Origin of the sequence: Vibrio sp. SCSIO 43140 (genome assembly GCF_023716585.1) — a bacterium.
In the GTDB taxonomy this organism is placed as follows: domain Bacteria; phylum Pseudomonadota; class Gammaproteobacteria; order Enterobacterales; family Vibrionaceae; genus Vibrio; species Vibrio maritimus_B.
This window is the reverse complement of the sequence record NZ_CP071851.1, coordinates 706,325-728,664: the sequence shown is the minus strand read 5'-3', so window position 1 is coordinate 728,664 and position 22,340 is coordinate 706,325. Positions and strand designations below refer to the sequence as shown.

The window sequence follows — 22,340 nt, the reverse complement described above, 5'->3', positions numbered from 1 at the left end:
AAAACTTCCATGAAATTATTTTGTCTAGACGATAACTAAACTGCCGTTATATCCGCTCCGTTCAAGAGTTGCTTCGTCAGAAATGCAAAGTAGACTACCTCACCTATATAGGCTCTAGCTCAGAATAGCCCCCACACTAGTTCTTCCTAGATTTTATAACGCTTTCCAGAAAACCACCTTATCATCACCTTCGTCATAGTAATCAGGTATGACCGCGACTGGCTTATATCCGCACTTGGGATAAAACTCCCTCGTCTTTTCATACTCTGGAAGCCCTGATGTCTCGACCAACAAAATACGAGCCTCTTGGCCCTTAACCTGACTCTCAGCATGTTGCATCATCGCTTTACCGATGCCAACACCTTGATAATCAGGTTGTACGGCAATCATGAGCAGGTTCCATGTTCCCTCGGTCATTCTTTCTGGGGAACAAAAAGCAACAGCAACAATGCCCGCCTTCTCATCCTCTGCAACCGTCCAAACTTCTTGCGAGTCACCAGAGAAATACTCGGACGTCATTTCATCGAGATATTCAGAAGGAAACATTTCATTGGCATCTATGATGGATTTAACCGCTGGTAGGTCATTTTGTTGCATGGCGCGAAGTTGGTTATCGGTAATCAATTGTCTGGCTCTCATATTTCTTAAGGATTGAGTTAAGAATAGCTTAAATTGTGTTTGCGAATGAATGGTGTACTTTTACTCAACGTTGAGCTTTTTACGCATTTCTTCAATGATACGTAATGTATCAATCGTCGCTTGCATTGGATGCTTATCACTCTGGATTTTGTTTTGTCTTAGACACTCCATCGCCTCCGCGATTTGATACTCAAAGCCGGCACCTAAGTGCGGTGCTTCGAATATTTCGGTGTCCTTGTCAGTAACAAGCGTTGCTTTCTCTGCGCCGAAGAAAGGCTCTGCTACTTCGATTCGCCCATGTTCACCGAATATGACCATGGTGTTTGGTGTGGTGATATTGAAACTACAGGTAAACATCGCACTAGCGCCATTTTCATATTCAAGAATCGCCGAGACACTTTCTTCGACTCCCGTTTCCCCTACTTCACCTGTGATTTGCCAGCTTAGAGGCAGTTGCTCGAAGACGTAATTAGATAATGCGATGTTGTAGATGCCAATGTCATGTAGTGCACCTCCTCCCTGCGCGGGGTCAAAGAGGCGGTCACTGTAGTTACGCTCAGCTTTAAAGCAGAAGTTCGATTGGACGAGTTTTATTGGTCCTATTTGCTGCTTCCAGATTTGGATTTGCTCCCAGACAGGAAGGAACTTAGACCAAAAGGCTTCCATGATAAATAAGCCTTTCTCGACAGAGACCTCACGCAGATGCTCAGACTGCTTGGCAGTCATTGTGAGTGCTTTTTCGCACATGACTGGCTTGCCTGCATTCAAGCACATCAAGGCTTGTTCATAATGAAAGGCGTGAGGCGTCGCGATGTAGATAATATCGATAACGGGATCTTGGGTTAACCCTTGATAATCTCCGTAAACAGTCGATATTTGATACTCATCCGCAAACTGTTGGGCTCGCTGTTGGTTTCTGCTTGATACAACGTGTATAACAGCGTCTTCAGTAACACTGATCCCTTTAGCAAAGTTGTGGGCAATCCTACCCGGCCCTATCACACCCCATTTGATCATGAACCTTCATCCTTTCATGTTATTTATTGAGCGTACTGGCAACCTTAGCAATTTGAGTTCTTAACCATTGATGTGCCGTATCCGAATTTCGGCTTGGGTGCCAAACCATACTGAGTCCGTGCACTGAAGCGCCAAATGGCATTGGCAGCGCTTTTACGTTGAGTCCTTGGGAAAACTTGGTAAACGTAGAGTGCGTGACCAGACCAATGGCTTCGGTCTGACTTATGGCTGGCAGCATATCCACTTCGCCTGGAGCACGATAGACGATCTTGCGTTTACCAAACTCAGGGAAGTCTTTCTCGCTAAAGAAGCTTTGGCGAGTATGCCAACGAGACATCACGACGTGTTGCTCGGCCAAATACTCTTCGGTTGTGATGGTCTCTCCCGTCAGCCTTGGATGGTCGTTCGATGCGACAACATAAAGCGTTTCTTTGAAGATCTCTTTGGTCTTCAACGTAGTGACATCGGTGCGCGTCCTATCAATAACTAAATCATAGCGCTGCAAGCGCAGGTCGGACTCATGGTCTTCGGTGAACAGCGGATGCACTTCCAATGAAACTTTAGGCGCTATCTTGGCAAACCTTACTAGTAGCTCCGGCAATACTGCATAGTTCGCAGCAGACACAGAGGCGATAGAGAATGTCTTGGTTGAGGTCTTAGGATTAAAATCTCTCGACGCTTCGAGTGTTGAATTGAAGTTTTTGAGCGACGTTGCCAAAGCCGGGTAGATATCATTGGCAAAGGTTGTCGGCTCTACGCCACTGGCATTGCGATGGAATAGAGAATCGTCATAGATTTCTCGAAGACGTTTGAGTGCTTTGCTCACTGCTGGCTGGCTAATGCCAAGCCGTGTTGCCGCACTGGATAAACTTTGCTCTTCGTAGATGGCAACGAAGACTGGAATAAGATTGAGTTCGGTGTTTTTCATTCTGACCTTTTCGTTTTCACCAGCTCGGCTCATGTACTCTAGTGCCACTTATCTAAACCCTTGAGTACAGATGAACGTTCGCTGCGCCTTTTTGGCTTAAGTCTTTTCCACATTCTGCGACTTAACGCGGCGTCTGGTGTTTCATTTTGGATGCTGTGACTCGCTTGCTGCCATGAAGGTTCGTCATGGATCTTTTTGAGTTCAACTTCTCCGCTAACTTCACGACCTTTTTTATAGATTAAAGCCCTGACTAACGCCCACTCTCTGCTTCGTAGCGCTTTCGCCAACTGCCACCACTGTGGTGTTGGGTGCGTTTTGTAGAAGCGGTACATTAGCTTGAACGTTGTTACTATCGCGAGCATTACTACAAAAAGTATAACGAGTTCAGTTTTATACGTATTGATCAGCGAACGCCAAGTGTGAGCAACCTGCACTTTTTTCGCAGCTAAAGTGACAGACTTGACCGATTGCGACTCCACATCCCACCAGCGAATCTCCTGCTCAGGGAACGTCACCTCACCGCCTGTCGTGAGAATATACGTCACCTCGTCGGTACGTTTCGATTTGTATACACCACGGGTCTGGCTATCGTTCAATACACTTGGTTTGGGATAACCTTTTACTCCCTCTACACTCTGCTCACCTAAAGGTGGTAAAAGTATCGATAAAGTATCGGCTGCTTCGATGTTCAAGGTTCTGACTAAACTATCGCCCGCTTTTAAATCCTCCGAGGATGCCTTCCAAGACTCATTAATTTTGACATCTTGAGCAGAGAACCAGGGTTCATTTTGAGTGAAAGTCGCATCTGGAAGGTAAGTAAACAACGACATCGGTTCTGTATACAGAGTACCGGAGACGGTCGAGCCGTCCTGTGCTGAAACCTGAACGCGCACAGGCACTTTTGGTAGTCGATATTCACCACTCTGCTGGGGGTAAAGCGTTATCTCCCAGCGCTGTCGCGACCATGTTTGTCCATTTTTACGTTCGGTGTAGTTGGTCGCTAATTGGTTACGTTGTTTTACAATCAGATCGGGCATCCCAAAACCAGAGATACGAGTACCGCCTGTAAACCACCTTGGCGTTGCCACCTCAATATAGAGAATAACCTGCTCTCGAATTGCGGTAGGCTCTGCTGCGCTATCACCTTTACTTAGCCAAGATTTTATCTCGACACCGCCTTCACGCTGCAGCTGGTTTATCGTCATGTCCGCGCGTGCCGGCATCGACATAGATAACATGGCAGCGAAGAGAATCAGTCCCAGCTTAGTTATTGCTTGTAGGGAGTTATGTCGGAAATTAATCACTCGTCGGAAGTTAACGGTTTTCATTGTTGACTCCCTTGTTCACGAAGCTGGATTTGGAATTTATTCCTCAAAAAATTCTTTGGATCGGCTTCCACTTTTCTCAGCCATTTATCCGCCAGTTCTTGACTGCCCAATATTTCGTTAGCATTGAGTGTTTCTTTTAGCATTAACTGTGACGCTGTTTCTTCATCCGCGCCATCAGCGGTTCGAGGGTTATCACCCAGCTCCATAGATTCTTCAGGTCCATCGGTTGTACCTGATTGGCTCTCACTTACACGATTAATTTCATCCACCAGCTCACTCATGGCTTGGTAGTTTTGCTTGGCAACATTGACAATATCTTCGTCGTTGGTTTTTTCCATAAGATCTTTATAAAGGTTTCTTGCAGCAAGATATTCACGTTGCCTCGCCAACGTGTTACCAAGATAAAGGATGGCACGTTCATCGCCCTGCACCTGAACAAACTGAGATTGGGCTGAAACGAAATCACGCCCATAATAAAAGGCGATACCTTTGTTCATTGGCTCTTGATAATGGTTCGCCGCTTTAATGAACTCGCCTTGATTGAAGTACCATTGTCCCTGCTGTTCAGGGGTTAGCCATAGATTCATCCAAGTCTGTTTCGCGCTATCCCAGAACTCTTCAACATTCGATTTGGATTCTGTGATCTGCTCAGTTTTTGCCACCACAGAAACAGTTTCGGCCTGAGCTTGGCTTATTATCAAATTAGGACTGATTAACGACGCTAATAGCACCCACTGAACCAGCCAACCTTTCCTAAACCATAACAGCGCAAGAATCATCACAGGAAAGATGAGGTAGTAACCCATGTCTCTCCACGGCATCGCTGACTCCCCTGAGATTTGCATGTGACGTTCGACATCCGATGCGATTTTATTGATGTCACTATCATCAGTTGTGAGCGCGTAGTAACGACCATCAGTATCGCTAGCCAGCTTTTTCAAGCTCCCCCAATCAGTCGCTGAACTACTTTGGATAGCATCGTTGCCCACACCTAAAACCATAACTAGCTGACTGGTTTCTTTAAACGCCTCTCGATATTGCTTAATACCTTCTTGGGAAACGCCATCAGAGACGATTAAAATAGATGCTGACGGAAAGCCTTTTAACTGAGATTGCAACTCAGGAATTGCCGATTGGACACTCTTACCTTGTACCGGAATCACCTCAGGCGTTATCGCATTGAGAAATGGCAAGAACACTTGATTGTCCTCTGTCATCGGCATCGCTATGTGTGCACTTCCACCGAAGACAATAAGTGACGTTTTTCCACCTTTTCTAGCCTCTAGAAGGTCTCGGATCTTGTATTTGGCACGCTCTAAGCGCGACGGCGGCAAGTCCGTTTGCTCCATAGAAGTACTGACATCCAGCACAATAGCGAGCGCCCCTTGGTCTTCTCCAAATGGTGACGGTTCGCGTTCCCAGGTTGGTCCCGCACAGATCACTATGGCAACACTGAGAATCGCACTGAGTAGTTTAAGGGGAAGTTGGCTTTTCCAGCCCTGCTCGCCAATGATCAATGCCTTTTGTAAATGCTCTGGGATGATGGTTTTCCATGCAGATTTTGACTCTCTACTCCAACGAAGCAACAGCAGTACCACAAGTGGGATAAACGCCAACAGCCAATAAGGACGCATAAAATGAAACTGAGAGAAGAACTGCTCAATCGCTAAACTGCTCATGATTTGCCCTCCGTTTCGAGAGAGGCAACATCTTGCTTTCTGGCTAAATCCACTGGCTCAGAGTTAAACATGGAACGACGAATCGTAGCGGTGGTAAACGCGATAAGATAAAGAACGACGACAATCATAATTAAGTAATGATGCACCGTTTGTTTCGGTCGGTATTGCGTACTTTCGTATAACTTTGGCTCCAATTCCCCAATGGCTTGATAAGCACTTTGCAATGCTTCTTGGTCCATCGCTTGAAACGCTTCGCCGCCCGATGAGCTAGCGATGTTTTGAATTGTTTCCATATCTAACGCTTGCTCGCCTACGGTTTCTGGATCGCCCATTGCTATCACATGGATCCTCACTTGTTTCGCAGCGGCAACGGTCGCGGCATCTTTCGGCTCAACAAAGCTCCCTGTGTCGTTGCCGTCAGTGAGAACAATCACCACTTTCTCTCGCTCCGCTTCCCCTTGCGATTGTTCAAACACCTTGATTGCCAAGCCAATAGCATCTCCTAAGTGAGTACTTTGTCCTGCCATCGCGACTTCGGTTTGATTGAGCAATGCGAGCCAAACATCGTGATCGGCAGTAAATGGCGTTTGTAAGTAAGCGGCATCGCCAAACAAAATCAAACCAAGGCGATCACCATCGCGAGTAGCGACAAAGTCTTTAAGCACACCTTTGACCACATCCAATCTTGATATCGCTTGACCATCTGGAGATACAAAATCCATCTCTGCCATTGAGCCCGACAGATCGACAGCGACCATGACATCTCGCCCTAGTTTCTCGCGCGTCTGTGGCTCACCAAGCACCGTAGGCTTAGTCATCGCAATAACTAGCAATACCCATGAAGCAACAAGGATTGCGCGCTGCCACCAAGAAGGGTTCAGTTGACTCGCACCCTGCTCGGGTTCTTCACCAAGAATGTCCAAGAGGCTTCTAAAAAACGGCACCTTAATCGCACTCTGTTTGGTCTTATAGGCTGGGACTAAGCGGTAAACCAGAATCGGTAGTGGTAAGAGCAATAGCCACATTGGGTAAGTTAGAGAAAGGCTTTCCCAGTTCATGATGACTCCCCCTTGAATTGAATCAACGATCGTCGAACACCACTCAATTTTCGCTGAGCTGTATTTTTAAGCGACCAGTATTCTATTAGCCAAGAGGGCGTTTTATGAGAATCAATCCAAAGCGATACAGCGCTATGTATTTGCTTAGTTTCCGCATTCGTTAATACCACCGATTGAGAAATAAGCGAGCGTAGCCACTTTTCTCCGAGTTCTGTCGCTAGATTGCTGCTTTGATCTAAAGACTGTTGACTCAAATACGCCAACCAAACCTTATTAAACTGTTGAGGCTGATTTGGATATAGGTAGTGGTGAACACTTTTCAGCACGTCATAACAAACCATCGAAAGATGCTCGGACTGTTGATGTTGTTCAAGTACTCGTTTCGCTTCTCTCCGATAACTCTGCATCTGATGGTCACAGTAGGCTATGGCGAACTTGTAGATAGCAAATAGAAGGATGAATAATGCCAGCACTTGCCATCCTATGGTCTGTGGAAGCCACGAGATAGCATCTGGATTCGGGACCTCTGACATATTGCGAAGAATATAGGAACTAGGCGCTGTTTGACTCATGAAGACACTCCTCCCACAGCACGCTTAAACGCATCGATATGTTTACCATCAGTTGATAGCTCAATGACAGGAAGTCGTTTCATCGCCATTAGCTGACCAAGTCTCTCAAGACGTTGGTGAGATTGCTCCCGGAGCCCAAGGTTGGCTTTGTCTAATTTCGTTTTTTCAGTCACGCTTAACTGATATTTGCCATCACCAAATACCAAGGAGGTTGCATCGAGAATCTCTGCTGGTAATGCCGCTTCGAGCGGATCGGAAATGACTACGCTAAGGATATCGTTGTGTTGCTGTAAGTACTTCAATCTATCGAGATCGAATTCAGACGCCCCAGACCAATCGCTAATGAATAAGACAGTGGCGTTCTTAAGCCCGAGATTACCAAGCATACGAATAGTGGCTGACAAGCTAGATGCTTCGCTGTCTTCACTGGAGATGTCAAGCGCATTATTCGCTTCATTGAGCCGTTTTAAGGCATGCAAAAGATGGTTTTGCGAGCGTTGAGGCTTTAAGTATTCAATCTGTGTTGTTTGGCTAATGATAAAACCAACTCGGTCATTGTCTTTCAAAATGCGCCAGGCTGACAGAGCTGCGATCTCGGAAGCAACCACGGACTTCATGGTATCGATAGAAGAGAAATACATGCCACTCCGCTGATCAACACAAATGATAAAGTTTCGGTCTTTCTCTTCGGTATAAGTGCGCACGTGCGGTTTGCCAGTACGCATCGTGACCTTCCAATCCAGATTTCGAATATCATCACCGAGCTGGTAATGGCGAAGCTCTTCAAAGTTAAGTCCACGCCCACGAAACGGTGAACCATGTCGACCCGACATACGAGATTGCGCCACGAGATGCGGTAATAATGAGAAAGCTTGCACTTGTGATTGCAGCTTAACCAAACGCTCATATGAGGTATGAATTCGACAATCTTGGTTGTTAGCGTTTTTAGAAGCCATAGTAGTACCTCTGGCGGCTTAGCCTATCGCAACAACATCAAGAAGGTGGTTTACAACATCTTGCTGGGTCACTTGTTCTGCCAACGCGTTGTATGACAGCGCAATTCGGTGTCCGAGCACCATGTTCGCTACCGCTCTGACGTCATCAGGCTCAACATAGTTTCGACCTTGTAACCAAGCATAAGCGCGACTGCATTTATCTAAAGCGATAGACGCACGCGGGGAAGATCCAACGAGAATCCAATCTGACAGTGACGATTCTGGGTAGCGCTGCGGCTGTCTTGTCGCCATCACGAGACTGACGATATAATTCTCGACGATGTCCGATACCTCAATCTCTGGCATTTCTTTTCTTGCGGCAAAAACCGAATCTGTTGAGATAGTGATAATGTCATTGGAGGTGGTAGTTTCAGAATCCGCAGCAACCAATATTGAACGTTCTTCATTTCGCACTAAGCGAATGATGTCTCGTTCTGCCTCGTCCTCTGGATAATCTACCGTCACCTTCATAATGAAACGGTCCATCTGCGCTTCGGGTAACGGATAGGTACCCTCTTGTTCGATTGGGTTTTGTGTCGCTAGAACCATAAACAGCTCTGGCAATTTATGACTGTCTCCTCCCACTGTCACCGTTCCTTCGGCCATCGCTTCTAACAATGCTGCCTGAACTTTTGCTGGCGCGCGGTTGATCTCATCCGCCAGAACAATGCTATTGAAGATAGGACCAGCTTGGAAGTGAAGCTGAGGCTTGCCATCCATATCCTGGTAAATTTCGGTACCGGTTACATCGGAAGGTAATAAGTCCGGTGTGAACTGAATACGGCCAAAACTTGTATTCAGGCGATCGGCCAATGATTTAATAGAGCGTGTTTTCGCCGTGCCCGGCAAACCCTCAAGCAAGATGTGTCCATTGGTAATCAAGCCAACCACCAGCGCTGTGACCACATGTTGTTGACCGATAACCGATTTACCTACTTCTGTAATCAGGCGGTTAAGTTCTGTTTGTGCTTGATTCATTGGTTCACACCTTTTGATTGCTCGTCTTCGTTAAATGAATGGACCTCAATGTAGCGCTTAATTTTACCTAGCTGCTCTATAACTTTTGGTTATAGAGATAATGCTATATGGCTCCTAATAGCGTGATTTTAACTGCTGTATAACTTCTGGTGGTGCAACCTTGGACAGCTGGCTCAGACATTGAGATGCTCCTCGGTGATTGTATTTGAGCATCAAATCGCACTTCGAGAACAGATGCTCTGGGTTTCGACTTAGTTGATAAGCTTTATCTACGGCGTTAAGCGCAACATTCAGATTGGCAGTTTCCATTGATAAGCCGTATACGAACCAATATTGAGGATTGCTTGCCTCTAGCTCGCTGGCTTTTGCCAGTAACTGGCTGGCGGCCGCTTTATCACCCTGTCTTAGTTTTGAAAGCGCGGCACTGTAATGAATGGCTGCCGAGTTTGGCTGATTTTTCATACCTAGCTTGAGTGTTTGGTCTGCCAACTTCTCATCGTCAAGTCCTCGGTAGAGGTCGGCAAGATTGATATAGCTATTTTCAAAATAAGGCTCTATTTCAATGGCCCCTTGGTACTCTGCAATTGCTCGTTGGCTTTTACCCTGTGCCGCGTAGATATTGCCAAGATTGGTTCTTCCAAACCCTCGGTCTGAGTTGTACTCCTGAATTTCTATGTACTCTTTCAAAGGGGCTTTTAGTTGATCTTTTTGGAGTGGGTTTAACTCTCGCCAATATTGAGCCAGAGCACCTGCGGCTTCCGCTCGAACGGCGAGCACTTCATCTTCAAGGAGCGGAGAAATAATCTGCCAGCGCTGCAGAGCCGGATATGGCGCGCTGCCTTGTATCGCACCAATTCGAATCATGGATTGCTGGTTTTTCACGGCCCGTCCTAACGCGATCAAACTGTTTTGCCCTTGAAAACCAGCCATTCGTTGCAACGCTGACGCTCGTACAATGGATGGTTGGTTCACATCTTGCGCAATGTAAGAGAGCGCGTCTGCAGCCGCTAGGTGACCAATATCCGCAGCATAGAAAGCTACACCATAGTGTTGAGTATTTTGGTAGTTGGATTTAGGGAACCACTGAGCCAAAGTTTCGCTTGCCCAGTCGGCATCTTTGTCCTCATGACAGGCAGTACAAACATTAGGCGTGCCGATGTGTTTACTCATATCTGGTCTAGGTATGTGCCAGCCGTGATCTCTTCTCGGATCGACTTCCATGTACGTCGTCTCTGGCATATGACAGGTTGTACATTTATTCGCTTCTGTTCCTGCTTGGTGGAATGTATGCTTTTCTGGCGTGTATTCAGAGGCAACATGACACTGAGCACAAACAGCTTCCTCTGGTATTTTGAGCTTTGCTGAATGGGGATCGTGACAATTGGTACAAGTCACACCCTTTTGGGCCATCTTTGATTGTTCAAATGAGCCAAAAACATACACTTCGTCGTAGATCTGACCATCTGAGTGATAAAGTTCTGGCGTTAAATTGGAGACTAGATACCTATCAAATAGATCCCCTTGAACGTGATCATACTGCTCTGACAACTGAACACGGCGACTGTGGCATTGAGCACAAACCTTAACCTGTTGTGTCTCTTTGATGGACTCTGGTTGCAGTGTCGAATAGCCCTCTTGATAAACCCACTCTGAGACCGCTTTGCTTAAATCGCGATCAAAGCCATAATGATTATCTTGAGAAAAGTTGGTGGAATTTTCCTGCTTTGAGAGAGTTACATGCAAGCTGCCTGGTCCATGGCACGCTTCACAACCTACGGTGATTTCTGACCAGGTTGTGTCATAGCGATTCATCGCTTTGTTGTATTTTTTTTCAAGATTCGTTGAGTGACAATCGGCACACATGAAGTTCCAGTTTTGACCAGTGTTAGTCCAATAAAACTCATCATTGATTGTTGTTTCTGGATAGAGGTGATACCAACGTTGCCCACCCTGATCTTTAGCCCTGGAATCCCAAGTAAAGGGGATCAGCTGCACGCGGCCATCATCAAACTCGACCATATATTGCTGAAGGGGGTAATGACCGAAGGTGTACTGGATTTGGTAGTCATAAAATTGACCATCAGGACCTTGGATATTGACCCAAAATTGGTCGTCCTTTTTAAAGAATCGGTTGTCTTTGCCTTTAAACTCAAATACAGCGTTGTCGAAATCGCCTAGGACACTGTGCTCTGTTGCGTGGTCCATAGCTCGCTCATGGTCTGAGCCTTTCCATTGCTCAACTTCTTTTTGGTGACACTCAACACAAGCTTCACTGCCCACAAAACTAGCTTTTAAATTGTTTGAGGTCGACATCGTGCCATCACCGCCACGTGCCGTAACGCTCGCGAGCAGTATCACAACCACACTAAACACTCGAACCACTGCGCCCATCTGACATTCCTTTGCTTTATTGCAAGTTATTGTTATTTCAATAATAACAATAGTCTAGAATCATCACTGAGCAAGGTGAGTTAGTTGATTTGGCTTAGATTTATACAAAAAAAAGAGAGGCGCTTTGCCTCTCTTTTCATTCACAAATATCTCTACGCCTCATTCAAGCCGCATAGCTTTAAAAGTATCGATTCTAAGTCTTGCCACGGCATCAGTTGCGAGTCTATAACTTCAATTCGAGATTCATAGCCCTCTAGTGACATTTGATTTACGGAAACCACGCGGTTAGCCACGTTGAATGCGAAGCAGCCCTTGTCTGTATTGACCACCGCCTTCACGCGCTCAGCATTTAGATCGCTAAACAGCGAGAATAACTGGTCGAAATCAAACTTGTGTTCTTCGCCGATGATCCATCCACAGCTAAAATAGCCTTGTCCCTGGTTTTCGCGACGTATAAACGGCTTCTCTGGTGGCAACTCAAACACTGGTTCAAGGTCGCTATGGTCATGATCGTCTTGATGATGACCATGTTTAGCCGGCTCTTGTGCCACATCGCGTCTTTCTATATCAAGTACTTCAAGGGGAAGCTCACCATTTTTAACCAGTTTGTGGAAGATTTTTGCTGGCTCTTGATCGGTCAGCCAATCATTAAAGACATCAATATCTTCTGCTGTGCACTGATCAACTTTGTTGCCAATAATGACTTCCGCCGAGGCAAGTTGGTCATTGAAATTTTTATTCTCTAGATGTCGCTCGTCTGACAGGTTACGCGGGTCAACCAACGCAATAGTGGCTCTTAAATCAATATACTTATCATATTGGTCGGAAGTCAGCGTTTTAATAACCTGCTTAGGATGTCCCAAACCTGTTGGCTCGATGATCAGGCGGTCTGGCTTTTGTCTTAATAGTGCATTGATGCCAACAGACATAGGAACGCCCGCTGTGCAACACATGCAGCCACCTGGCACTTCCTTAATCATAGCGCCACCATCTGCCATCATTGCGCCGTCAATGCCAACCTCACCAAACTCATTGACCAAAACTGCCCAGTTTTCATTCTCGGGTTTGTCTTTCAGTAGATTGAGTATCGTTGTGGTCTTACCGACACCTAAAAAGCCGGTGATTATGTTGGTTGGGACTTGGTTAGTCATAGTCTTACTCTGTGTTTGCTGTTATGGAAAGTATAACCGCAAATTATTCAATGATTCTAGAGTGATAGAGGGGACAGGAAAAAGTGTTCAGTGATTACTTTATCGCAGACGACAAAAGGCGCACTTTGCGCGCGCCTTGATCCCTCGTGACTCAATCGTGAGTTTGCGAATCTCTGAACCAAATCGATCAGCTGAGATAGTATACGAGGCAGTAGTATGTGTATGTTGCACATCCAAATTGTAGGTAGGGATTTGAATCCTCCATGTAAGTCGAATATGAACCCTACACTCTAACTATGGTACAGAAACGATAAATTACAAGTTTTGAAGTGTGCCTGACATCACATATGTTGAACGGTGGTTCGAAATTGGACAGCAAAACACACTGTCTATGCATAATCTCAATTAGGTAAGCCATTCTCGGTGTATCAGCGAATAGTGAAATGCTACTTTTCATTCTTGCCACTGTTGCCAACTTTGTGAAGTCGTATAATTTTACCTTAAGTACCCATCAGTTAACCCAAAAAGGTTCTTACTACAATGACCAAAAGAGAGAAAATTAAACAGTCGTTACTTGCCCACGTGCCAAAAGGAACGATCAATCAATTTCTCTCTAGAGACAAAACCCCGATTTCAGTTCTTCTTCTGTCATGTGTGGTCGGCGTATTTGCTGGGCTCGTCGGGACTCTTTTTGAGCTGGGTGTTCATTTCGTTACCGAAACTCGAACGGATTGGCTAAAAGACGAAATAGGCTCCGTTTTGCCGCTATGGTTGCTTGCTTTTCTTATCAGTGCCCTACTCGCGTTCGTGGGTTATTTTTTGGTTCACAAGTTTGCCCCTGAAGCAGCAGGGTCAGGTATTCCAGAGATCGAAGGTGCGATGGATAATATGCGCCCTGTACGTTGGTGGCGAGTTTTACCTGTAAAGTTCTTTGGTGGTCTTGGAGCCCTCGGCTCAGGCATGGTATTGGGACGTGAGGGCCCTACCGTTCAAATGGGTGGTAATATTGCCCGTATGGTGACGGATATATTTCGGGTGAAAAACGATGATAGTCGCCATACCCTTCTGGCCTCTGGTGCCGCGGGTGGTCTTGCCGCTGCGTTCAATGCCCCTCTAGCAGGCATTATGTTTGTTGTTGAGGAGATGCGCCCACATTTTCGCTACTCCCTTATCTCTATCAAAGCCGTTCTGATCTCCGCGGTGACGGCCACCATCGTTTTTCGCGCCATCAATGGACAACACGCGGTCATTACTATGCCGCAGTACAGCTCGCCTGACCTGCAAATACTATGGCTATTCCTGTTACTTGGGGCTTTGTTTGGTGGATTTGGGGTTGTGTTTAATCGCCTAGTGACGGTATTTCAGGACTTGTTTGTCCGTATTCATAAAAACGACCTAAAGCGTTTCCTTTTCACAGGTTCAATGATCGGCGGTACGTTTGGCTTATTGCTGCTGTATGTACCAGAACTTACTGGCGGAGGCATAGGTTTAATCCCCGAAATAACCAATGGGAGCTTCAGTGCTCAAGTCTTGATTCTTCTATTTATCGGACGCGTTCTGACAACGCTTATCTGTTTTGGCTCGGGTGCGCCTGGCGGTATATTTGCGCCAATGTTGGCGCTTGGTACTTCCTTTGGTTACGCTTTTGGCCTAGTCGCACATACCCTTTTCCCAGAGCTTCCCATAGAGCCGGGAGTGTTCGCTATCGCAGGAATGGGAGCGCTATTTGCTGCCACTGTGCGTGCGCCAATCACAGGAATTTTGTTGGTTATAGAAATGACCAATAACTATCACTTGATATTACCTTTGATCATCACAGCGGTTGGCGCTACCATCGTCGCCCAGATGCTTGGTGGCCAACCTATCTATAGCCAACTTCTACATCGCACCATTAAAAACGAAAAACTCCAGCAAGTTGATCTACCTAGAAAAGAGTGAATTTAATCATACTGTAAGATGTTTCATGGTTACGTGATCTAGAAAAGCATGTATAATTAGACGGCTAGACTGCTAAAAAATTAGCAGCCATTGGATATGGAATTTCAAGAGAGCCCCCTGTGACAATAAGCTTTGCTCCCCTTAAACGTCTTACCCAGTTTCATAATGTACCGACCTCTCAAGCCTCTTTAGCGCTTGGTATGATCGGTTTAGGGCATGCTTGGGCACTGTATATTCCTGACATAGGTAAGCAGATTCAGCCTATATTAGCGGCATTAGGCGCTATTCTACTGCTACCAGTATTAATCAAATACCTACTGAATAGACATATCTTCTCGGCGGATATTAAGAATCCCTTAACAGGTAGTTTGATGGCGCCAATGAGCATGGCGCTTTTAATTCTATGTGACTACCTCGCGGTTATTCAGCCAATCGTAGCCTATCCTCTCTGGTTTGCCGCTTTAACACTTCATGTATCAATGGCTGTGTTATTTTTCTTCCACCAAATAAAAAACTTCCGAATGTCGAATATAGTGCCTAGTTGGTTTCTCTATCCAGTAGGCCTAATCAGTAGTTCATTGGCTGGAACACAATTTGGGCACACTGTTTACTCGGAAACTATTGCTTCGGTTTGTATTACTATTTACTTTTTTATGCTGCCGCTTGTTCTATACCGTTTGGTATTCGAAGGGATGCTAAGAAAACGTGCAAGACCCACTTTGGCCATTATGGCCGCTCCGATCAACCTCACATTATCTGCATACTTAGTCAATTTTCCCGAACCTGATCCTATACTCACTGGTGCGTTAGCTGGCATCGCCATTACAATGACTATGCTGATCTATTTGTGCTACTTCCGACTACTTAAGCTCAAATTCCAGCCTTCAATAGCAGCAATTACGTTTCCCTCAGTCATTAGTTCGATTGCAATGCATAGGCTTACTACGTTTTTTGAAGCCGAACATCCACATTGGCACTGGCTGCATAATTTTGGATTTCTCGAACTGACTGTAGCGACGTTAGCAGTGGTTTGGGTGAGTGTCGGATTTGTAAAAATGTACTGGCCTGAGCTTGGTAGAAGTCGCTAATATTTTGTGATACAAATATCAATAATGCGATAGGAGCGTAGAGTTTTCAATCACTTAGACCCCCAACAGGTATAAGCAAAATAAACATAATCCCATAGAATATAGTTCATTTTGCAAACAGAACCAAAAAATAAAATATTCACTAATGACAGCAGCTCGTTTGTCGGCAATAAATAAGTGCATCGGCCGACATATGATTTCAATTACATAGAGAATAACTGCTATGCACTTAACTCAGATTAAAAAGTCTCTCCCAGAATTTATTACTAAAAAGCATGAGCATTTTATTGCGGACAGGATCAGTTCGAATACAGAAAATCATCCTGTTGTTTGTGGCGGTCGACCAACTAGCAGCGATGTTGTAATGCAAACAAATGACTACCTTTGTCTGCATGACCACTACGAAATTCAAGAAGCTCATATTCAGGGAATACGCGAAACCAAAGAAAGCTTGCTCATGTCCGGTGTTTATTTGCTGGGCGAAGAAAAAGAAAGTGACTTCGAATCGAAGTTGGCGCGTCATGTTGGGTTCGAAAGCTGCTTAGTTGCTCAGTCAGGCTGGACTGCCAATGTAAACCTTCTGCAAGCCATCTGTGACAAAGATACAAACGTCTACGTTGATTTCTTTGCCCATGCTTCATTGTGGGAAGGGGCACGCATTGCCGGGGCCAAGGTGCATATGTTTATGCACAACAATATCAAGCACCTAAAACGTCAAATATCGAGAAACGGCAGCGGAATCATTCTTGTAGATTCTATTTACAGTACCGTTGGCACGGTTGCCCCACTGGTGGATCTCGTTTCGCTTGCCTACGAGTTTGATTGCGCCTTGGTCGTTGACGAATCTCATTCGCTAGGAACCCATGGTCCACGAGGGGCTGGTCTCGTTGCAGAGCTGGGGCTTACCGAGCATGTTGATTACATTACCGCGAGTCTCGCTAAAACATATGCCTATCGCGCTGGTGTTATTTTAGCCAATGAGAAAACCAACTATTGCGTCCCAATGGTCGCTTTTCCGGCAATATTTAGCTCAACAATGCTGCCTTACGAACTCGCTCGACTAAGCAAAACACACGACGTCATCGTAAGCTCTGAGAAGAGACGACAAACACTCAACAAGAACGCTCAATACCTAAATAAGGAACTGCGTTCCATTGGCTTTGCCATTCAAAGTGAATCGCAAATCATAGGTTTGGAAACTGGTGATGTGGAAAACACGATTAAAGTAAGAAACTACTTTGAGGAAAACGGTGTGTTTGGCTCAGTGTTTGCCCCACCAGCGACACCTAACAATAAGCACATACTAAGATTATCCATCAATGCGATGCACACTAAGCAGGATCTCGATAAAGTCATAGAGGTTTGCCGATCAGCTTGGCTGAACAACGACCTTATCTTCTATTAAGATATAAAAACGCCTACGTCAATGTAGGCGTTATCTTTTTTGTTAATTCAGCCCTTTTACAGTCGTAATTCAACTACAACCAAGTCGCTACTTTATCAATTAACTCATCTTTAGGAGTTGGCTTAACAATATAATCATTCATACCACTTTGGTTAATCTGAACGACGGTTTCTTCGCTTTTATCACCGGTATAACCAACGATTGGAACCGATGAGTAAGGCATGTTTGACTCACGTATTTTCCGAGTCGCAGATAAACCATCGAGTACTGGCATCTCTACATCCATAAGAATTAAGTGGACGTCTTCTTCATCTAGAACATCTAGGGCGACCTGCCCGTTTTCAGCTTGTATTACATGTAAGCCTTGTTTTTCAAGCATAATACTAGTAATCGAGCGCAATGAGTGGTTGTCATCGACAATCATGACTGTCTTCTTAGTTGAGATTTCATTATATGCTTGGTCAGGCTCATCATCTTCTAAAGAATCAAACAATAAATAGTCTAACGTAGCTAATGGCTGGCTGATGAGCGCTTCCCTACTATTAAGAACGATATTGACATATCGTTGGAAATAAAGGTTACGAGTAGCATCTTCTTCATTGAGGAATACAATCCTAGCCTCAGTGAATCCCAGTTTACCTTCGAGGCGCGACATTAGTGACCAACCATTGCTATTAAACTCGCCATCTATGAGTATCAAGCTATATTCAAAGTGATATTCATCCCGCTCACAGGCATCCTCTAAACTCACAAACTCGACTTTCATTTGAGTGATGCCTTGCAGCTTTATAAGCTCAGTGGCAACCTCCGATTTTTCATCTCCGATGAATAGAACAGATTTAGCCTTGACCAACTCGGTTTTGATATTTTTTACCGCTGGCGAGGAGTAATTAGGGAAAAACAACTCAAACTCCGTCCATTCTCCAACACTTGAACGACAGGCTATTGTGCCGCCAAATGAACGCATCACCTTCTTGCAAAAAGACAACCCTAAGCCAAACGTACCGTTCTTGCCCGTCGTATAGAAATCATCAAATATATTCTTTATAAGTTCAGGTTCAATCCCAATACCCGTATCCCTAAATAAGATACTATTGCCATTCTCAGTCACCTTGGAGCTAATCACAATGTTGAACTTACCTGCACCTCGATGTCGGAAAGAATTCTTTAATAGATTATATACGACATACTTTAAAAGCGTGTCACTCCCGAAATAACTAAAATCTTCTTTTATATCGAAGAAAACGAGCCTTTTATCAGCCGCATTTTTATAACTGAAACTATCAACCGCATTATCTACAATCGACTTAGCATTCAACTTACAAAACGTTGAAGTTGACACTCTATTTTGATCTATTGATGTCAACAATAAGTCTATGGTTTCGTTACCAGTCCAAATTGCTTTCATAGAATCATCAATAATATCATTGAGTATTTGTATTTCTTGTGCATTTAATTGATATGTATTCCTGTAAGATGAGTTACCACTTGGTATGATACTCTTGATTACTTCAAACGAAGACAACAATGCACTCAGTGGGTTTCGCATTTCATGTGCAATACCTGCACCAAACGATCTCGCAACAGTAAATTTCGCTTCATGTTCTGTTTGGTTTCGAAAATAAAACAAATTACCAAATAAATACGTAAATGCGAAGATCGGCAAATATACCAGATGTTCAGAAAAGTTCACACCGTCAGGTAAATTAAAATGAGCTATTAAAGCCGCACTCATTACACAGATTAATGCCTGCAATAACATAACCCTAGTATCATAAACCAAGAGAATATGCAGAAATATAGATGACATAAATGATAATACCCATACATCATTCCAGCCATTCATAAACATCATATAAGAGAAGAAAAAAGGAAGACAAAAACCAATGGAAACTAGGTAATAATATGGAACTACCTTCTTTAATCTATTGGTCATCACGCCACGAAATGCTAAAACGAAAACCGCCAGCGAGCAGAGCAGTCTCAGCCATAAGTTTTCGTAGGGCTGAGGATAGAGCGTATCCCATACCCAATAGTATACAGGGTAACCAAACCCACCCATCACAACCACCAGAGTCGTATTAGGCTCAGCATAACTGTAGATTTTTTGAATTCTGTTCATTTCAACCTAGTCCAACTATAAGAACAGCAAACCAGGACGAGGTATTTTTTTGTTTTGAACGTCCATAGTCTAGCTGGCTAATTTCTTAGCAAATCCTTTATGTAATCAATAGTATGAACGAAAAGCAGTGACAAATACAACAACGCCCTCTGAAATTAGAGGGCGTCTATAGCTTTTTATTTACAATCGAGAGATTTAGCGCAAACCATGTAGAAACTCATGGCGTGTTGCAGGATTTGATTTGAAAATACCGCCAAGCGCTGTTGTTGTTGTCTCACTCGTTGCGTCCATAACGCCACGAGATTTCACGCAGTAATGTACTGCGTCCATCGTTACCGCAACGTCATCGGTTTCTAGCAAGGTTTGTAGCGCGACTAAAATTTGCTGCGTCATGCGTTCTTGCACTTGAGGGCGCTGAGCGAAAAATCTGACGATTCGATTGATTTTCGATAGGCCGATGATCTTGCCGCGTGGGATGTAAGCGACAGCTGCTTTACCATCGATAGTCACTAAGTGATGTTCACAGGTACTGGTCACAGTAATGTCTTTTACTCGCACCATTTCACTGACATCCATCTTGTTTTCGATGACGGTGATTTTTGGGAAGTTACTGTAATCTAGGCCTGAAAAAATCTCATCCACGTACATCTTAGCAATGCGATGTGGCGTCTCCATCAAACTATCATCCGCAAGGTCAAGTTGAAGGAGGGTCAAGATCTCACGCATGTGATGCTCGATACGCTCTTTCTTTTCTTCTCTTGTTACTTCATTCGGCAACATTGGGGTTTCCAGTCCACGTTCTGACAACGCTTCTTTCACCAATTTTGCTGACTCACTTAAACCTGACATCTTACTTCCTCGCACTAACTCCCGTAAGGGGAGACAAGGATACTCGGATTTACACGCAATTACACCCACAAATTCCGTATTGCTTTGTATCCGCTATGATTTGGAGCAACATTTAGCTGCTTTTTTCCAAAGGGATAAGCCTCTCATCCAATAAAGTGTGTTAGAGTCGAATGGTTTTATTGAATCAATCAGGATGACTTATCTTATGGGTTGCTGCGACGCACCAGGCTTAATGCCTATCGAAGAAGCATTGGATAAAATGCTCACTCCAATCACCCCTATTTCTGACACCCTAGCCCTTCCGCTGGCTGAAGCATTAGGCTATGTACTGGCTGAAGACATTCTGTCACCTATTAATGTTCCACCGTTTGATAACTCAGCAATGGATGGATACGCCATTCGCTTGAGCGACCTTGAGCAATCTACCACCATGCTTATGGTTGGCAAATCATTTGCTGGCGCTCCTTTTGATGGTGAGTGGCCTTCAATGACGACTGTACGCATCATGACAGGAGCGAAAATCCCTGAAGGTTGTGACGCAGTCATCATGCAAGAGAACACCAGTGTAGATGGTGACAACATCACTTTTTCTCAGCCTAGTGTCAAAGCTAACATGAACATTCGCCCTACCGGCGATGATATTTGTGCCAATGACATCGTACTGAAAAAAGGTGCTCGCTTAACCGCTCGTGATATTCCTATGATAGCCACACTTGGCATCAGTCATATTAGTGTCTATCGCAAACCAAAAGTCGCATTCTTCTCAACCGGTGATGAGCTCAAGCCCTTAGGCACCGAACTCGAAGCAGGTCAAATATATGATAGCAACCGCTACGGCATTAAGCCGCTCATCGAAAACTTTGGTTGCGAAGCCATTGACCTAGGTATCATCCCTGATTGTCAGGACACACTTAAAGCGACATTCGAGCAAGCTCAACAACAAGCAGATGTTGTCATTACGTCAGGTGGTGTGAGTGTTGGCGAAGCCGATTACACCAAAGACATTCTTGAAGAACTTGGTCAAATTGGCTTTTGGAAACTTGCGATTAAGCCTGGTAAACCTTTCGCGTTTGGTGAACTTGATAATGCTTGGTTCTGCGGATTACCTGGCAACCCCGTGTCAGCCGTATTGACTATGTATGTGCTGGTACAACCGCTCATTGCAAAGCTTGCAGGCAACACAGAGTGGAAACAGCCAGAATCGATCCCAGCGACAACCCGTAGCGCATTTAAAAAAGCACCGGGCCGAACAGACTACCAACGCGGTATCTATACTATTGAGAATGGTCAGTTCGTCGTCGAAACAACGGGTAACCAAAGTTCAGGTGCGTTCCGTTCGATGAGCCTTGCTAACTGCTTTGTAGTGCTTGAAAGAGAGCGTGGCTCAATAGAAGTTGGTGAAACGGTCCAGATTCAACTGTTCAACCCTACGCTTTACTAAGAGGTGACCTTGGATATTCTCTCTGATGAAGAGATGCTTCGATACAATCGGCAGATCATTCTCAAGAACTTCGATTTCGATGGACAAGAAGCGCTTAAACAGTCTTCAATCTTAATTATTGGAGCTGGCGGACTAGGTTGCGCAGCAAGCCAATACCTTGCTACCGCAGGTGTTGGCACCATCACCCTAGTCGATGATGACAAGGTGGAGGTGTCGAACCTCCAACGTCAAGTCCTACACTCTGACGAAACGGTTGGAAAAAACAAAGTAGATTCCGCCAAACAATCATTGTGTAAACTCAACCCCTTTATCACTGTCAATACAGTCGCTAAGCGACTAAGCGATAAAGAGCTTGAGCAGCAAATCCTTCAGCATTCATTGGTTTTAGATGCAACAGACAATGTTGAGACACGAAATCAACTTAACCGTCTTTGTTATCAGCACAAAAAACCTCTAGTGTGTGGCGCTGCTATCCGCATGGAAGGACAAGTATCGGTATTTACCTATCAAGATGATGCCTTGCCCTGTTATGCGTGTTTGAGCGCTCTATTTGGCGACACGAGCCTGAGCTGTGTTGAAGCTGGCGTAATGTCTCCAATAGTCGGTATTATCGGAGCGACACAAGCGCTCGAAGCCATTAAAGTACTTGCGAACTATGGTCAACCAAAGATCGGAAAGCTGGTGTTATTTGATGGCCTTACCTTAACTTGGCGTGAGATGGGGCTTCCTAAATCCAAATCCTGCCAAGTTTGTGGCTAAGC

18 protein-coding genes are annotated in these 22,340 nt (G+C 44.8%); 5 read left to right on the top strand and 13 right to left on the bottom strand.

The features are described 5' to 3' along the window. Window positions 1-153 precede the first annotated feature (153 nt). From J4N45_RS21820 to J4N45_RS21770, 11 genes are all read right to left on the bottom strand, one after another. A complete protein-coding gene (locus J4N45_RS21820; RefSeq protein ID WP_252016952.1) occupies window positions 154-639 on the bottom strand; it encodes a GNAT family N-acetyltransferase in 486 nt (161 codons plus the stop codon). Between the two features lie 60 nt (window positions 640-699). Then, window positions 700-1,656 (bottom strand): Gfo/Idh/MocA family protein, encoded by a 957-nt coding sequence (locus tag J4N45_RS21815; protein WP_252016950.1) that lies wholly within the window; start codon window positions 1,654-1,656, stop codon window positions 700-702. Window positions 1,657-1,675: 19 nt separating this feature from the next. Beyond that, a complete protein-coding gene (locus tag J4N45_RS21810) occupies window positions 1,676-2,584 on the bottom strand; it encodes a LysR family transcriptional regulator (protein ID WP_252017219.1) in 909 nt (302 codons plus the stop codon). A gap of 38 nt (window positions 2,585-2,622) precedes the next feature. Beyond that, window positions 2,623-3,912: a BatD family protein gene (locus tag J4N45_RS21805; protein ID WP_252016948.1), complete on the bottom strand. Its 1,290-nt coding sequence runs from the start codon at window positions 3,910-3,912 to the stop codon at window positions 2,623-2,625. Continuing rightward, entirely contained in the window at window positions 3,909-5,591 is a 1,683-nt protein-coding gene (locus tag J4N45_RS21800; RefSeq protein ID WP_252016946.1) for a vWA domain-containing protein, read from the bottom strand. Before J4N45_RS21800 ends, J4N45_RS21805 begins: the two co-directional genes overlap by 4 nt. Then, the gene (locus J4N45_RS21795) at window positions 5,588-6,649 is read right to left on the bottom strand and encodes a VWA domain-containing protein (RefSeq protein WP_252016944.1); all 1,062 of its coding nucleotides are present in this window, start codon (window positions 6,647-6,649) and stop codon (window positions 5,588-5,590) included. Before J4N45_RS21795 ends, J4N45_RS21800 begins: the two co-directional genes overlap by 4 nt. Then, on the bottom strand, window positions 6,646-7,221 hold the full coding sequence (locus tag J4N45_RS21790; RefSeq protein ID WP_252016941.1) for a DUF4381 domain-containing protein: 576 nt from the start codon (window positions 7,219-7,221) through the stop codon (window positions 6,646-6,648). Before J4N45_RS21790 ends, J4N45_RS21795 begins: the two co-directional genes overlap by 4 nt. Further along, window positions 7,218-8,177, bottom strand: coding sequence for a DUF58 domain-containing protein (locus J4N45_RS21785; protein WP_252016940.1), 960 nt, complete (start codon window positions 8,175-8,177; stop codon window positions 7,218-7,220). Before J4N45_RS21785 ends, J4N45_RS21790 begins: the two co-directional genes overlap by 4 nt. A gap of 18 nt (window positions 8,178-8,195) precedes the next feature. After that, on the bottom strand, window positions 8,196-9,194 hold the full coding sequence (locus J4N45_RS21780; RefSeq protein WP_252016939.1) for an AAA family ATPase: 999 nt from the start codon (window positions 9,192-9,194) through the stop codon (window positions 8,196-8,198). A gap of 114 nt (window positions 9,195-9,308) precedes the next feature. After that, window positions 9,309-11,585 carry a multiheme c-type cytochrome gene (locus tag J4N45_RS21775; protein ID WP_252016938.1) on the bottom strand — a complete coding sequence of 759 codons (2,277 nt, stop codon included), beginning with the start codon at window positions 11,583-11,585 and terminating at the stop codon, window positions 9,309-9,311. Window positions 11,586-11,737: 152 nt separating this feature from the next. Further along, the gene (locus J4N45_RS21770; RefSeq protein WP_252016936.1) at window positions 11,738-12,736 is read right to left on the bottom strand and encodes a CobW family GTP-binding protein; all 999 of its coding nucleotides are present in this window, start codon (window positions 12,734-12,736) and stop codon (window positions 11,738-11,740) included. A 540-nt stretch (window positions 12,737-13,276) separates the two neighbouring features. On the opposite strand from J4N45_RS21770, the gene clcA reads away from it, so the two are divergent. From clcA to cqsA, 3 genes are all read left to right on the top strand, one after another. Next, a complete protein-coding gene (clcA, locus tag J4N45_RS21765) occupies window positions 13,277-14,674 on the top strand; it encodes a H(+)/Cl(-) exchange transporter ClcA (protein WP_252016934.1) in 1,398 nt (465 codons plus the stop codon). Between the two features lie 119 nt (window positions 14,675-14,793). Next, complete coding sequence (locus tag J4N45_RS21760) at window positions 14,794-15,762, top strand: TDT family transporter (RefSeq protein WP_286036918.1); 969 nt, start codon at window positions 14,794-14,796, stop codon at window positions 15,760-15,762. A gap of 223 nt (window positions 15,763-15,985) precedes the next feature. Further along, window positions 15,986-17,167, top strand: a complete 1,182-nt coding sequence (gene cqsA / locus J4N45_RS21755; protein WP_252016932.1) for an alpha-hydroxyketone-type quorum-sensing autoinducer synthase — start codon at window positions 15,986-15,988, stop codon at window positions 17,165-17,167. A gap of 73 nt (window positions 17,168-17,240) precedes the next feature. Here cqsA and J4N45_RS21750 read toward each other — a convergent pair whose 3' ends face one another. After that, on the bottom strand, window positions 17,241-19,289 hold the full coding sequence (locus tag J4N45_RS21750; RefSeq protein WP_252016929.1) for a hybrid sensor histidine kinase/response regulator: 2,049 nt from the start codon (window positions 19,287-19,289) through the stop codon (window positions 17,241-17,243). Between the two features lie 195 nt (window positions 19,290-19,484). After that, window positions 19,485-20,138, bottom strand: a complete 654-nt coding sequence (gene folE, locus J4N45_RS21745; protein ID WP_042471267.1) for a GTP cyclohydrolase I FolE — start codon at window positions 20,136-20,138, stop codon at window positions 19,485-19,487. A 205-nt stretch (window positions 20,139-20,343) separates the two neighbouring features. Here folE and moeA point away from each other — a divergent pair, with 205 nt between their 5' ends. Next, window positions 20,344-21,579, top strand: coding sequence for a molybdopterin molybdotransferase MoeA (gene moeA / locus J4N45_RS21740; protein WP_252017217.1), 1,236 nt, complete (start codon window positions 20,344-20,346; stop codon window positions 21,577-21,579). A 9-nt stretch (window positions 21,580-21,588) separates the two neighbouring features. Continuing rightward, window positions 21,589-22,338, top strand: coding sequence for a molybdopterin-synthase adenylyltransferase MoeB (gene moeB / locus J4N45_RS21735; RefSeq protein WP_252016927.1), 750 nt, complete (start codon window positions 21,589-21,591; stop codon window positions 22,336-22,338). The last annotated feature ends 2 nt before the right edge of the window (window positions 22,339-22,340 follow it).